The organism is Aquimarina aquimarini, assembly GCF_900299535.1.
In the GTDB taxonomy this organism is placed as follows: Bacteria; Bacteroidota; Bacteroidia; order Flavobacteriales; family Flavobacteriaceae; genus Aquimarina; species Aquimarina aquimarini.
Genome location: NZ_OMKE01000022.1, coordinates 34,404 through 48,333, shown reverse-complemented (window position 1 = coordinate 48,333; position 13,930 = coordinate 34,404). Strand labels below are relative to the sequence as shown.

General features: G+C 29.2%; 14 protein-coding genes. 3 read left to right on the top strand and 11 right to left on the bottom strand.

Annotated features, from left to right (window positions below):
• Positions 1-117: 117 nt before the first annotated feature.
• The 10 genes from DG508_RS11125 to DG508_RS11085 form a co-directional block, all read right to left on the bottom strand.
• Entirely contained in the window at positions 118-750 is a 633-nt protein-coding gene (locus DG508_RS11125) for a LysE family translocator (protein ID WP_108868210.1), read from the bottom strand.
• Positions 751-753: 3 nt separating this feature from the next.
• On the bottom strand, positions 754-2,028 hold the full coding sequence (locus DG508_RS11120; protein WP_108868209.1) for an alpha/beta hydrolase-fold protein: 1,275 nt from the start codon (positions 2,026-2,028) through the stop codon (positions 754-756).
• 210 nt (positions 2,029-2,238) lie between these two features.
• Positions 2,239-2,493 (bottom strand): hypothetical protein, encoded by a 255-nt coding sequence (locus DG508_RS11115; RefSeq protein WP_108868208.1) that lies wholly within the window; start codon positions 2,491-2,493, stop codon positions 2,239-2,241.
• A gap of 102 nt (positions 2,494-2,595) precedes the next feature.
• Positions 2,596-3,498, bottom strand: a complete 903-nt coding sequence (locus DG508_RS11110; protein ID WP_108868207.1) for a DUF6268 family outer membrane beta-barrel protein — start codon at positions 3,496-3,498, stop codon at positions 2,596-2,598.
• A gap of 75 nt (positions 3,499-3,573) precedes the next feature.
• On the bottom strand, positions 3,574-4,140 hold the full coding sequence (locus tag DG508_RS11105; RefSeq protein WP_108868206.1) for a Crp/Fnr family transcriptional regulator: 567 nt from the start codon (positions 4,138-4,140) through the stop codon (positions 3,574-3,576).
• Between the two features lie 36 nt (positions 4,141-4,176).
• Positions 4,177-5,112 (bottom strand): WG repeat-containing protein, encoded by a 936-nt coding sequence (locus DG508_RS11100; RefSeq protein WP_108868205.1) that lies wholly within the window; start codon positions 5,110-5,112, stop codon positions 4,177-4,179.
• Positions 5,113-5,148: 36 nt separating this feature from the next.
• Positions 5,149-5,301, bottom strand: coding sequence for a hypothetical protein (locus DG508_RS21010; RefSeq protein WP_159090795.1), 153 nt, complete (start codon positions 5,299-5,301; stop codon positions 5,149-5,151).
• A gap of 5 nt (positions 5,302-5,306) precedes the next feature.
• The gene (locus DG508_RS11095) at positions 5,307-6,071 is read right to left on the bottom strand and encodes a serine hydrolase domain-containing protein (RefSeq protein ID WP_159090794.1); all 765 of its coding nucleotides are present in this window, start codon (positions 6,069-6,071) and stop codon (positions 5,307-5,309) included.
• A 60-nt stretch (positions 6,072-6,131) separates the two neighbouring features.
• Positions 6,132-7,139, bottom strand: a complete 1,008-nt coding sequence (locus DG508_RS11090) for a hypothetical protein (protein ID WP_108868203.1) — start codon at positions 7,137-7,139, stop codon at positions 6,132-6,134.
• 106 nt (positions 7,140-7,245) lie between these two features.
• A complete protein-coding gene (locus tag DG508_RS11085; protein ID WP_108868202.1) occupies positions 7,246-9,603 on the bottom strand; it encodes a GAF domain-containing protein in 2,358 nt (785 codons plus the stop codon).
• Positions 9,604-9,963: 360 nt separating this feature from the next.
• Here DG508_RS11085 and DG508_RS11080 point away from each other — a divergent pair, with 360 nt between their 5' ends.
• A complete protein-coding gene (locus tag DG508_RS11080) occupies positions 9,964-11,100 on the top strand; it encodes a TlpA disulfide reductase family protein (protein WP_108868201.1) in 1,137 nt (378 codons plus the stop codon).
• Between the two features lie 72 nt (positions 11,101-11,172).
• On the opposite strand, the gene DG508_RS11075 is transcribed toward DG508_RS11080, so the two are convergent.
• Positions 11,173-11,823 (bottom strand): rhomboid family intramembrane serine protease, encoded by a 651-nt coding sequence (locus DG508_RS11075; protein ID WP_108868200.1) that lies wholly within the window; start codon positions 11,821-11,823, stop codon positions 11,173-11,175.
• Positions 11,824-11,964: 141 nt separating this feature from the next.
• Here DG508_RS11075 and DG508_RS11070 point away from each other — a divergent pair, with 141 nt between their 5' ends.
• Together DG508_RS11070 and DG508_RS11065 are read left to right on the top strand one after the other, a co-directional pair.
• On the top strand, positions 11,965-12,864 hold the full coding sequence (locus tag DG508_RS11070; protein ID WP_108868199.1) for a lysophospholipid acyltransferase family protein: 900 nt from the start codon (positions 11,965-11,967) through the stop codon (positions 12,862-12,864).
• Between the two features lie 111 nt (positions 12,865-12,975).
• On the top strand, positions 12,976-13,878 hold the full coding sequence (locus DG508_RS11065) for a lysophospholipid acyltransferase family protein (RefSeq protein ID WP_108868198.1): 903 nt from the start codon (positions 12,976-12,978) through the stop codon (positions 13,876-13,878).
• Positions 13,879-13,930 lie beyond the last annotated feature (52 nt).

The following is a 13,930-nucleotide window of genomic DNA, read 5'->3' as shown; positions in this document are numbered from 1 at the left end:
GCACTATATCTGTGTTATAAAATTCAACAATAGCTAAGGCTATTCTTTAATTTTATGCCTTAATCTAACACAAAATAATTCAAACTCTTTATACAAAATTCTTATCCATAACTCGTATTATTTTGCCTTAGTCAGTGCCATTTTTACAGCAAGCCCAGTTAATACAGAAGCCATAAACCATTTTTGAACTCTTAACCAAATGGGATTTTTTGAAAACCAGCTTGCCATCTTAGCTGCAGATAGAACAATCAATAAGTTAATAGTAAAACTTATTACTACTTGTAAAATACCAAGTTGAAAACTTTGGCTTAAAATAGAGCCATATTCAGGTTTTATAAATTGTGGAAAAAAAGAAAGATAAAATACTGCCATTTTAGGATTTAGAACATTGGTCATTAACCCAATATTAAACAGTTTAAGAGGTTTATCTGATTTTAAATTTTGGTCTGCATCAAAAATCTTATTTTTTGATTTAACTGTATTATAGGCTAAATACAATAAATACCCCACCCCTAAGAATTTTACAACTATAAAAGCATAAGGAATAGCAAAAAATATAGCAGTAAGCCCAAAAGAAACCATTAATATGTGAAACAAAAACCCACACATTACTCCTAGAAGAGATATAATTCCCGCATTTTTTCCTTGCGATAATGATCTTGAAATCAAGTAAATCATATTGGGGCCAGGAGAAAGTACCATAATCATTGCTGCTAACCCGAATACTAATAAATCGTTAATTGGTATCATCGTTTATTTTGTTTTCAAATTTATTAAAAACTTCTTGTATTTATCTACAGATTCTGAAGAATGTTTTTCTGCAATATCAATAGCTTTTATAATTGTATTTTTAGCGTCTTCTATCTGGTTAACTGTTTCATAGGCAATTGCCAGGTCATAATAAGCTTCTGGTGTGTTTGGGGTGTATTCTACAATACGTTCAAAAATTTCTAATGCTTCTTTATTTTTTTCTTTTCTGAGTAATCTTTTTCCACTTCCTTTCAAACTACTTCCACTATTCCATCTATTTGTTTTCGGAAAAATTTGAAATCCATATTCTGTAGATAACTTTTTATAATATGCATCAATATTTGTTAAAGTATTAGTACTTTCTTTCTCAAATTCTCTAAAATCCAAATCCCATTTTTCTTGATCAAAAAATGTATTCATTGCCGATATAAAAGCAGGGATGACAACTCCATAATGCGTTTCCTCCTCGTATACTTCTGATTTTATTTTATAAACATCAGGTAGATCAGAAGGTATTCTATTATGCAATTCTACTAGATTTTCACCAATTTCTTCTGTATCTACCACATCAGACCTTGATGAACAAATGTATAAATGACCTCGTTGTTTTTTCTCTTGTTTAATACGTTCTATAACAGAATCAACAAAAGTAGAATTAGATGTATACCCCATACCTAAAATATCTCCCGCCGATATAGCTATATGTGCTTGAAACAAATCAGGCTCATTACAAAAGGCATGAAGTGGATATGTTGCGGTAACCGATGTTCCTATAACCATCTTATAATTTGCTATTCTATAATTTTCATTCAATATTTTGAATAACTCATTTTTTAAAAAACTTGTAAAATCATCTGGATTTCCATCAAAAGGCATTTGTTTCCAACTTTCTGGCCAAAAATTACTTCCATTGGTATATACTTTTGGAGCATAAAATTTATCAAATCCTTTAGGAAAACTAATTACAATACTCTCTGGCATTCTATCTACAGAACTCAAATGCTTGACAATACCTGTCATTTGATAAAAAAATTCATTTTCTAGAAGAAGAATAATGGGGTATTTATGTTTTTCACTAGTTTCATTATAAGATTCAGGTAAATAAACATTCACTTCAATATTTTGTTCAAGAATGTTAGATTCAAAATTAAATTGTTGAATATTGGCGATTGGTTTACTCTTAATTTCACTTAATAATTCTTGCGAAACTAATGTTTGTATGATGGTAAAAAATAAAATCAACCCAATAAAAATACTTTGTTTTATAATTTTTCTCATATGAATACTTATATCAAACACTAAATATGCTTGAACGAAGTACTTTAAAATTATTCTTATTTTCTGTTAAATTTATACTAATTTAGATATCTCTCATTTTTAAAAATCTCAAGGATGTATTTCAAGTTTCACATGTAACCAACTATTAATAAACCACTTGAAACAACACAATACCTCAAATGGTTTATTATGATTTTTTTCTACCAAAACTTAAATAACCTCATTTGGAAGATAATGAAGTTCTATACACATAAGATTCATCCTATTAATCAATAAGTTTTCTACAAGTGGCCGAACGTCATTATCACTTATTATTCTAAGTACCTTATCTTTATCTTCTAGATCAAAATTCCAGCAGCCATTTTTTATAATAGAATTTAAATGTTCTGTTAGCTGATGAGCGATATTCTTATTTTGAACAGATGTTTTATATAAAAAATATAATTTATCTCTACTTTTTGCCATGTTTTACTCACTAAGTGAGATTTTAATGTTTCAAAACTTGCTTCGAAGTTAAAGGTTCTTTTCAAACGAATACTTTCTAGGCTTGTCTTGAGGTAATTTATTTTATTTTTTTAATCTATGTCTAATCCCAAATGTTATATAGGGTTTTGAATTAGAATCAAAATCATAAATTGTATTGTCATCATTATCCCATAATTTATACTCATCATACACAGAGTATACACCTCGTGCTAGTATTCCCCAATTTTTATAAAACCAATAATTATATTCTATTCCAGCAGAAACTTTTGTTGATACTGCTGTTTTTATCTGCGTTGTTTTGTTATCTGTAGTATAAAAAGGTGTATTTATAGTAGCTGAAAAATCGTTTAGGTCTCCTAAAACCTTCAATGAATGTTTAGAATTGATATCATATTGTATATATGTATTGGGAATACCTGCAACAAATGATAATTTATCATTTATTTTTGCCATTACATTAACTACTGGATTTACAGTTGTTTTACCTGCCAATGTAAGGTAACCTACTCCCAAGGATACTGAAAAGAAGTTACTTGATTGTTCTTTTTTAAACATCTTTTCCATAAAAAGTATTCCATTTATATGTAGGTCATCTGCTTTAAGATTATTTTTGAGGTTAGATATAATATGTGGCATAGCCAAAGCGTTTATAGACCATTTTTCTGAAAGCCTATACCGTATCAAAACACTTAGATTTAGGTTATAAAATTCATCTATAGTATCATTAAATTGAGGGTTATCATAATTAAAATGATGGTAATCTGCTCCAACTGTGGTATAGAACGTAACTTTATGCGCTTTTACTGGGGGAAGCCCTAATCTAATATTACTAAACTGATATTTGTATGTATCATCTTCTGTAATCGAGGGAGTATAATTTAAATAGAACATATTTCTATTTATCGCAAATACCTCTCCGTTTACCTGACAATACATTTTGGAAAGAAAAAGTATACTAACCCATATCAAACTCTTTTTTATCATAATTTCATGTTTTTTTACTGAACACAAAATTAGAGTCAAAATAGGCTCTTAAAATTGCCAAATGGCAATAAGCTTTTATATTATTTCTTTTCTGATTCGACTCAAAGATGAAGGTGTAATCCCTAAAAACAAGGATAAATCTTTAAGAGGAACTCTTTGTATAAGGTCTGAACGTTTTAACAGAGCCAAATATCTTTCTTTTGCATTAAGGGATTGAAAATCATGAATTGCTCGTAATACACTCATAAAAGAATTTTCCCATATGAGCCTACCAAACTTTTCCCATATATGAAAACGATTATATAAGGTTTCCATTTTTTGATGTGTAATCGTATATACTACTGTATCTTCTATAGCTCTAATATAAGATGCTGTTCTTTGCCTTGATTTTATCTTTGAGATATCGGTTATAAATTCATTCTCAAAAGCAAAATATCTGGTTGATTGGATATCATCATCTACATCATAAATTATAAATCCACCTGAGTAGATAAAATAATAATCTGTTACTACCTGACCTCTTTTTAATGCAAATTTATCTTTTGATATCTCACGTTTTTCAAAACAAGAAAGAATAATAGCTAATTCTTCCTCTTGAATATCAACATAACTTTTAATATAATTAGATAGCTTATCGATCATTTTTTATATCTCTTTAAACATATTATCATTTTCTATTTAGCTTTTTGGTTTACAATAGACTTCATAACTCCTATCGCTATTTAGCAAATAAACAATGTTTTTCTTTATAGCTACTAATCCATTTGTAGAAATAAAATCAAAATTTTGATCTAGTGTTCCTCCATCTTCAAAAAGGATATTTTTTTTGTCATTATCTTCTAAAACTCCTATTGATTTATCTAGAAGAGTTAAAAAACTAGTACATTTAAATTTACTGTCTATTAGTTTTACACCATTTTTATAGTAGCTCCATGTGTTATTTTTCAACAATCCAAATACTGGATAGGTATAGTCAAATTCTGAATCTTCAGAGGTTTGCAGGTTGTTATAATCAAAACTTACTAATTCTTCTTTTTTGATATTGGTGACCCCTATTTTTTTGTTTTTAGAGGCTATTATAAATTTGTCTTCAACCACAAAAATCGAATCATAGACAGGCTTTATTATAATATCTTCATTTTTTTTGATCCCATATTTACTATTCTTTCCTTTAAATGCATATAATTCTGGTGGTGCTGGTTCTTCACACGATGTATATGAGCTTTGCTCTGCCCTATCAAGATTGAACACATTAGTATCGTCAAAAATAACTATGTATGATTCATGTGCATATGGTGCTAGTTTGAATGTGTTGTGTATTGGTGCTACTAAAAACTTACCATTTCTATCAATCACCCCATATTTTCCATTTTCTTTTACAATTGCACTTTTTTCAAAAAAAGGATATGCTTCTTCGAATCCTTTTAGAAATATTTTTGTGTTATCAGATGTATTTACATAATATATTTTTCCGTTTTCATACTTGGTTTTGATCTTCTTATTAGCATATGGTAATTGTGCAACCAGTACCTCAACCTTGAAACTTTTAAGTTCTTGAGCTTTTAAAAGGTTAAAGAGTAAAAGTGTTAATATTACTATTTTGAATTTTATCATTTTATATGATTTACAAAAGATCTTTAAATATTCTCTTTATTCTTTTTTTAATATTTTTTTCCCGATTCCCATTGCATATTTTCCTAAATCAGTAAGGTTTGTATTGCTTAAAATAACAACTGTAATTCGTTTGTTCAGAAAATATGTCCAAATCGAGTTTGCTCCCATGATACTCCCAAAACGTTCCATTACTTTTAAATCTTCCTTTCCTCTAATCCAAACTCCATATACACAGGTAAATCTGGCATCAAGTTGCTCGATTTATTACTACTTAAATAGGTGCTAGCAAGTTTATCTACTATATTTTCTGTATGTAATACACCTGTGTTCATCATTTTTATAGGTACTAATATTTTCTCATGTAACACCTCTTCATAAGTTTTATTACGAAGTTTTTCTATAATCTTACCCAAGACCATATATTCAAAATTATTATAACTCCATTTTTCTCCAGGTTCATTTACAAGAGAATCTTGTTCAAAAAGACGAAGTAAGTCATCTGATGCATTTGGTTTCTGAAGGTATCCTAACCCATATTTAAAAGCATTCTCTAAGCTCGAAATTGTATCGATTTGTCGCATTCCAGAAGTGTGATTCAAAAGTTGATGAATCGTTACTTTATCTCCTGCCTCTCCTTTATAATCTGGCAAATAAGTATTAATTGTTTCAGAAAGATCTAATTTTCCTTCATCATATAATTGAAGAATTAAAACTGATGTAAATGCTTTTGTTATTGAAGCAACTTTATAAACCGTTTCGTTTGTAATTGGCACATTAAATCTTCTATCTGCAATACCGAAGCTTTTATGACATAAAATGGTAGAATCTTTTTGTACCAAAACAGTACCATTAAACTGATTCTTTTTTGCATAAGATTCTATAAATGAATCTATTTCTTTTTCTTGACCTATAATTGAATAACCTATAAAAAAGGATAATAATAATAATAATAGTAACACACTTCTCATTTTACAAATCATTATAAGTTTTAATTTATCATTATTACACAAATAGAGTATTTACTTATGAGTAATTGTATCTCTATAAAAATGAAATTTGATTTCATCTTCAATACTTTCTTTTTCTTCTTGTATCTTAATAAAATCCATATCAAAATGCCCCTCAATCCATTCACCAGAAACGGTATTATATTTATAGTCTACAAAAATTACTATTTTACTTTTAGGTATATTTTTATATTTGTTATACTCTATAATTAAACTAGTTCGATTTCCTCTCTTATCATATCCATACTTATATATTTCATCTGTTTTATTAACTGTTTTTTCTATTAAACAATTATTATTATCATATTTATAACCTATACCATCATATAAAGATCCGTTCTCCCAGATTAGGTTTCCTTTTCTATCATATTCTTTTTCTTCAAACCAACCATCATTTATCCCATTCTGTTTCCTTATCGATTTATAAGAATCATTTTTAGAAAACTTGGTAAAAACTTCCCATTCTTTTAGTAAGAATTGGGTGTGTAAACTTGATAAATTATCAGTTTTTGTTTCAATCGTTTTTTTTTCTATTTTGGTATTTTTATCAGGATATGAATATGTATAACGGGCTTGATAAGAGGTAGAATCATTCAACTCACAATATTCATCTATCTTTGATAGTTTACCCTTTTTATAAGAATATGTTGTTACAGTAGGTTCTTTTGAATAGCTGTTTTCTTTTATTACAATAGAATCTCTTCCAGATTTTGCAGGAATACTTTTTTTGCTCCCTATTCTAGAATATATTAATCTACCTGTTTCTGAAAAAGTATAAATTGATTTATCATTCGTCACAATAAATCGCTTGTCTGCATCAACTTTACCTTTATACTTCTCAGATAAATAAGGTTTGCTTTTATTGAATTCTACATAAATTTCTAAAGGAGCTATTTTGTAAACATTTTCAATTTTATCTAGCTGAAGAATTTCATTTTTAAGTAAATAAAATGAATTATATGCTTGAGAGTAAATTGAAGTCCCTGATAACAGTATACTAAAAATCACAAATTTCTTCATATCAATAAACAAAACTTATTTTATTTTTTATCATTGGATACAACAAGAATCTTATTATTGGTAAGCAAAATATGTATATTCTACAGTATGATTTTTAAACAGCTACTCAGTTTAATTCTTTCATCAAATCTTCATAAGTATAGTATTCTTTTTCATTTGTATGATATAAAATATTTACTCGTAACGCTTTTAATCCTGTTACTCCCTGAAGATCATCTAGCTCTACTATTTCAATTTCTTCTTCTAAGAACTTTTTAGATTGTAAGAAATTAATGTATTTGATATATTCTGTTTCATCAGATCGTTGTGAGTATACAATAACCAATTTTCCTTTTTCTGTAATACGTCTATCAGTACCTTTTATTTTTGATTTATCTACTCTCTTTTTTACAACTTCATATCTTGCATTATAAGTTCCGTCTACATCAAATCTTTTTTCATCCATTCTAAACCTTACAGATAATGAAGAACTAAATACCAATACCATAGATGCTACATCTAGTGCTACTGGCAACTCTTTCTTCATCTGGTAGTAGGCATTCTCCATCTCACACATTACTTGCAATTGCCACAACCTTAGGTTATATAAATACACTTTATTAAAACTATCTTGCTTTGTTATAGATTCACCTATATACATATTATGTTCTACTCCATCAGACTTAAAACGCTCAAAATAATGTGGATACATACCTTGTGCTTCATCTTGCTTTTGGTCTAATAAAGCTGCCATCTTTTTATTGATTAGCATAACAGATTCATCATATGCCTTACGATGCTTATATACTGTTTGTATAACGGTATCTAGTGTTTCATTATATTCATTGATGAGTGAATCTAATTCAACATTTTTTTGTTGAAGATGCTTAAATAAAGGGGTTATTTCTTTTTTTATAAAATCTAGAATCTTTTGTTCACTATCTACTTGTAACTGTTCTGTGATAGAATCAATATAGCGACTCGTTCTGTATTTGAGTTGCTCATAAATTGGTAATGGATCTGATTCCATCAATTTATCAATGATTTTATAAATCCCTCTAAGTTGTAGTACTAAATCTTTTTGCACGGCATGATTACGTGCATCAGAAGAACCTTTTATATCAATCTGCCCATATAATGGGTATACATTTTCGAAAACAATTTCTCTAAATGAAACTGGGTTTTCATCTACCATAGCACGCATAAAACGTCTGGCTTCTTGTTTAAATTTCCAGTGTACACTTGGATGTATTGAGGTACATTCTTGTTGAATTATCAGTTCTAATTCATTTTCCGTTTTGGCTTTAGAACGCAACACAGAATCTACCAAATAAGGCATTACATCTTGTAACTTATTGGCATTTATACTATTTAATTCATGAATATTTGGCGAGACTATTTCTAAAATACCTAATAATTTACCGTCACTTTTTATAGGAGCTAGTATTGCGCTATTTATATTTTGTGCAATCAGATTTTTATACATCTGCTCATGCACTCCAAGCTTTTGATGCTTTTTTACATCAGAAATTGCAAAGTAGGTAGATTCTTCAAAAAGATAATGGTAGGTTCCTTTACACAATGCTGTATTACAACATTCAGAATATCTATCATGTAGAATATAGCTATCTATATTTTTAAAAGGAACTCTTTCTAATGCCCCAGTTTCATGATTATAATTTGAGAAACCAACTTTTATCTCATACAAATTAAATATGGCTCTAAAAATTTGCTGAAAACTTCCAACAAAATCACCTTGTGTTTTATCATATTTTATCAGACTTGTCTTAAAATCAGATAGTGATACATCTGCAGTAACATCAAACATATTAGCAAGAACAACTCCTTTAAAAATCCAACTATGAGGTGGGAATTTCTCTTTCCAAATATCAATATTATCAAAATTATCCAATAATTCTGCTACATCTTCTTTTGTTATATCTTTGGCTTTATCGGTTTTGATAACATCAATAAAATCTCCGTTATACATAATTCTATAATGCCTCATTATTCCCATAGCATCAGGAATATCATAGAAAAAAGGCCTCTTAAAATCAATGTTATAATTGTAGTAACTCCCTAAAATAATACTGCACCCCATAATATAATAATGATCCTCATTCATATTTTTGATTTGAGGTTCAAAACCTTCTCCTGCAGCTTCTATAATATTTTTATAACGCTGAGATGATTTGAGTACGCTATTATGAAACGGGATTGTAGCAATCTTAATTTCATTATTCTGTAATATTTGAGCAAAAGAATCCTCTAACACCAAGTGAATCTGTGGTATTAATTCCTGCACTCTCTTTTCTTCTCTTATTCCTTCTTCCAATTCTGGATATTCTTCTACGATTTTTAAAATCTGCGAAGCTCTATTTCTAAGAAGTTCATTATCGCTTTTCAGCAATTCCCTATATTGTTCAATAAACTTAGAAAAGCTAATCCATATGTCCATTGGAAAATCTTGCCCTAAAACCCTCATACCTTATTATTTATGGTAGTATATAAAAATAACACAAACCAAATTCTATCCCTAGTTTTTATTAACTAAGTTAATAAAAACTCTATCAAAAAACTACTTTTAATAAATACTAATAGAAAAAATGGGGAGCAAAAGTAAGTTAAAATTGTTTTTTACTCGCAATCTTAACTAAACATTCATATTTATTTAATACTTGATTAGACTAAAAAACCATGTGTTTGTTACAAAAAAACTTCACTATTTCACTATAAACATAAAAACCAATAAGATACACGTTGATAATTCTTCCTTTATACAACGTTAATTATTATAGTATTTATCTTGTATTTTTTATTTTTACGTCTAATAAATCCAAATACTATGAAAAGAATTGCATTGCTTGTTACAACTCTCTTGCTTGTAGCTTGTCAAAAAGATCAAAAAGGATATACTATTACTGCTGATGCATCAGGTTTTGAAAACGGAACCGCTGTATATGTTAATGCTATTAGTCAATCAAACAGACCAATAATCATTGACTCTACGGTTATACAAGAAGGAAAATTTCAAATTACACTTCCTGCCCCAGAAAGTAATGATTTCAATTACCTTACTTTCAAAAACTTACAAGGAAACGTGTTATTTCTAGCAGAAAACAACCCTATTGAGATGACAATCTTTAAAGATAGTATGCGTTCTTCTATTATTAAAGGGGGGGCAGAAAATCAACTATTTTTCACTTACCTGAGTGCGCTCAAAAAATATAATAAAGAAAAAACCGAGTTAGATACACAACTACATATTGCTTCAAAATTAGGAGAAACTGAAAAGACTTCAACAATTGCCGCCCAAAAACAAGAATTGATTGAGCAAGAAAAACAGTTCAGAAAAGATCTGGTAAATAAAAATGTTAACTCTCTGGTTTCTGTTATGGCAATAACAGATCTGTTAAAACTTAAAGCCTTATCGGCAGAAGAAGCAAGACAAAAATTTACCGCTATCAATGATACTATTAAATCATCTAGGTTAGGGAAAAATCTGAACCTGATTATCAATAATACGATGACTGCTTCAATGCAAAAGAAAACAGATATTGGTTATGAAGCTCAAGATTTTTCTGCTCCTACTCCTGATGGCAAGCTACTTTCTCTTAAAGAATCTATGGGTAAAATTACTATCATAGATTTTTGGGCTTCCTGGTGTAGACCTTGTAGAATGGAAAACCCTAATGTGGTAAAATTATACAAAAAATATCATGATAAAGGGCTTAATATCATAGGAGTATCATTGGATAAAAAACAACAAGCCTGGACCAAAGCTATTGTAGATGACAAATTAGACTGGTATCATGTTTCTAATTTACAATTCTGGCAAGAACCTATTGCAAAAGCATATGGAGTAAGATCTATTCCTGCAACTTTTATCCTTGATGAAAAAGGAAATATTATTGCTAAAAACTTAAGAGGTCCTGCATTAGAAAATAAAATATCAGAATTATTAGAGGAAAAATCTTTATAATCTTGATTTTGATATAAAAAAAGGTTGCTTTAGTAGCAACCTTTTTTATATCAATAGTAATCTTTCTTTACTTTACAACTTTCCTAATCGTTGTAGAACAAAAAGAATAAGAATAGGAATAGCTAATAATCCCGTCATCAATAGGTTTTCTTGAAACACCCAAGGAGCCAGAATCAAAGTAATTACATAGCCTCCTACTGCTCCACCAAAATGGGCATCATGTCCAATATTGCCTAACCTTTTTTTCATTCCAAAAATAGAAAACAACAAATACCCCATTCCAAATATGTATGCTGGTATAGGAATTGGAATAAACATCAAATAAAGACTCATGTCTGGTTGAAATAATATCCCTGAATATATTACCCCAGAAACTGCACCACTAGCTCCTACTGCGCTATAATGATACTCATCTTTATGAAAAAATAGAGAGAATAAATTACCAACAATTAAACTCCCAATATATACGATCAAAAACTTGACATTTCCCAGAAAACCAATAACAACAGGTGCAAAAAAATAAAGCGTAAGCATATTAAAAAATAAATGCGACGTATCTGCATGTAAAAACCCTGATGTCAACATTCTGACTTGCTCTCCTCTGCGTATTCCTCCAATATTAAATTTGAATTTTTCAAAAAACGAAAAGTCATTAAATCCCTTCAATGACATCAATACATTAGCTCCAATAATTACCATCAAAACTATATCAAGTCCCATCATATATGTATATATTTTTTTTCAAATATACTACATATTTCACCCTATAAAAACACAACCTGACAGCCTCTTCCTTCTATTAGCAAAAGTTTATGAAAAAAAAAGAACTAATAATTTTATATTTGTTGCCTTAATTTTATTTTGATGCAATTACTTGTATATCGCTTGGTGTACCCTATATTTTGGATTGTTTCTAAACTTCCTTGGAAACTACTTTATTTTTTATCTAACACAATTTATATCATTGTATATTATATCATTGGATATAGAAAAAAGGTGGTTACAAAAAACTTAATGCTTACTTTTCCTGAGAAATCTATTTCTGAAATTCACATTATTCGCAAAAAATTCTACAAACATATGTGTGATATGTTTATGGAAATGATAAAAAGCTTATCTATTTCTAAAGAAGAAATGACTAAAAGATTTACAATAATTGATCCTCATACTTTCAAGGAGGTACAATCCCTCAATAAAAGTATTATTGTATTAATGGGACATTATGCTAGCTACGAATGGGCTATTGCAGCGCAATTTGTTATGGATTTTCCTATTGTTGGGGTTTATAAAAAAATTAAGAATAAATATTTTGACCAACTGGCACACCGTATTCGAGGTCGATTTAATACCAGATTGGTAAGACACCAAAGTGTCATCAAAGAGATTACTAGAGATAAAGTACATGGCAAATTATGTGCTTATGGTTTATTATCTGACCAATCTCCTAAACTAAAAAACTCTTTGTATTGGACTGATTTTATGGGAATCAAAATTCCTGTTATTACTGGTGGAGAGGTATTAGCCAAAAGACTAGACCTACCAGTGATGTATCTACATGTTGAAAAAATAAGACGTGGTTATTATCAGGCAAAATTTATAAAGATAAGTGATGCCCCAAAAAACTGTGAAGAACATTATATAACAAAAAAATATCTTACCCTACTAGAGAATCAAATTAAAGAAAATCCTGAATTTTACCTCTGGACTCATAAACGTTGGAAACATATGGACGCAAAAATACCTAAAGGAGCTATTGTAGATTAAAAGAGGATACATCTCTATCTATAAAACATTTTTTACTTTTTATGCTTTAATAATAATTGGTTGGGGTATATTGCCAAAGCACCTATACTTTAGTAAACCAAACCCCAACCTATGCAATTTATAACCTACTTCTTAGTATATCCCATTTTATGGGTGATATCTAAGTTACCTTGGAAAATTTTTTATGCTTTTTCTAGTTGTATTTTTTTTATCCTATACTATATCATACGCTATCGTAGAAAAACAGTTACACAAAACCTTCAATTAGTTTTTACAGACAAAACTCCTTTAGAGATCAAAGAAATAAGAAAAGGTTTCTACCAACATATGTGTGATATGTTTCTTGAAATGATTAAGTCGATTTCTATTTCTGACAAAGAAATGAAAGAACGGTTCAAGGTTACTAATATGGATAAGTTGTATGAACTAGAAGCCAACGGAGAAAATATTATGGTCTTTATGGCTCATTATGCAAGTTATGAATGGTCAAATGTAGTAGATATTCAAACTGAATTTCAGGCTGTAGCTGTATACAAACAAATAGGAAACAAATATTTTGATCGATTAGTACATCGCATTCGAGGTCGTTTTGGTTCGCGATTAGTGAGTAGCAAAGAAGCTATGAAAACAATTAGTATGGAAAATCAATCTAAAAAAGGGTTACGCATGTATGCACTTATCTCTGATCAATCTCCAAAAATTTATAATGCCACTTTCTGGGCTGATTTTATGGGAATCAAGGTACCTGTTTTTTTAGGAGGAGAAGTATTATCAAAACGATTGGACCTAAATGTTTATTACTTAAAAGTAGAAAAAGTAAAACGAGGATATTATGAAGCTTCACTGGTTACTCTTACAGAAGATTCTAAGAATTGTGATGACTATTCTATTGTTCAAAGTTATTTGAGAGCACTAGAAAGTCAAATTTATAATAATCCTCAATATTATTTATGGTCGCACAAACGATGGAAGCATCGTAATGCCACCATTCCAGAAGGAGCTACAGTAGTTTAAAACTACTTTATATCTTTTATTCTTAAATAAACTTATCTTTAAACGTTTTTTA

Coding starts and splice junctions, on each gene's coding strand:
- DG508_RS11125 (WP_108868210.1), bottom strand. CDS start 750: ATGATACCAATTAACGATTTATTAGTATTCGGGTTAGCAGCAATGATT.
- DG508_RS11120 (WP_108868209.1), bottom strand. CDS start 2,028: ATGAGAAAAATTATAAAACAAAGTATTTTTATTGGGTTGATTTTATTT.
- DG508_RS11115 (WP_108868208.1), bottom strand. CDS start 2,493: ATGGCAAAAAGTAGAGATAAATTATATTTTTTATATAAAACATCTGTT.
- DG508_RS11110 (WP_108868207.1), bottom strand. CDS start 3,498: ATGATAAAAAAGAGTTTGATATGGGTTAGTATACTTTTTCTTTCCAAA.
- DG508_RS11105 (WP_108868206.1), bottom strand. CDS start 4,140: ATGATCGATAAGCTATCTAATTATATTAAAAGTTATGTTGATATTCAA.
- DG508_RS11100 (WP_108868205.1), bottom strand. CDS start 5,112: ATGATAAAATTCAAAATAGTAATATTAACACTTTTACTCTTTAACCTT.
- DG508_RS21010 (WP_159090795.1), bottom strand. CDS start 5,301: ATGGAACGTTTTGGGAGTATCATGGGAGCAAACTCGATTTGGACATAT.
- DG508_RS11090 (WP_108868203.1), bottom strand. CDS start 7,139: ATGAAGAAATTTGTGATTTTTAGTATACTGTTATCAGGGACTTCAATT.
- DG508_RS11085 (WP_108868202.1), bottom strand. CDS start 9,603: ATGAGGGTTTTAGGGCAAGATTTTCCAATGGACATATGGATTAGCTTT.
- DG508_RS11080 (WP_108868201.1), top strand. CDS start 9,964: ATGAAAAGAATTGCATTGCTTGTTACAACTCTCTTGCTTGTAGCTTGT.
- DG508_RS11075 (WP_108868200.1), bottom strand. CDS start 11,823: ATGATGGGACTTGATATAGTTTTGATGGTAATTATTGGAGCTAATGTA.
- DG508_RS11070 (WP_108868199.1), top strand. CDS start 11,965: ATGCAATTACTTGTATATCGCTTGGTGTACCCTATATTTTGGATTGTT.
- DG508_RS11065 (WP_108868198.1), top strand. CDS start 12,976: ATGCAATTTATAACCTACTTCTTAGTATATCCCATTTTATGGGTGATA.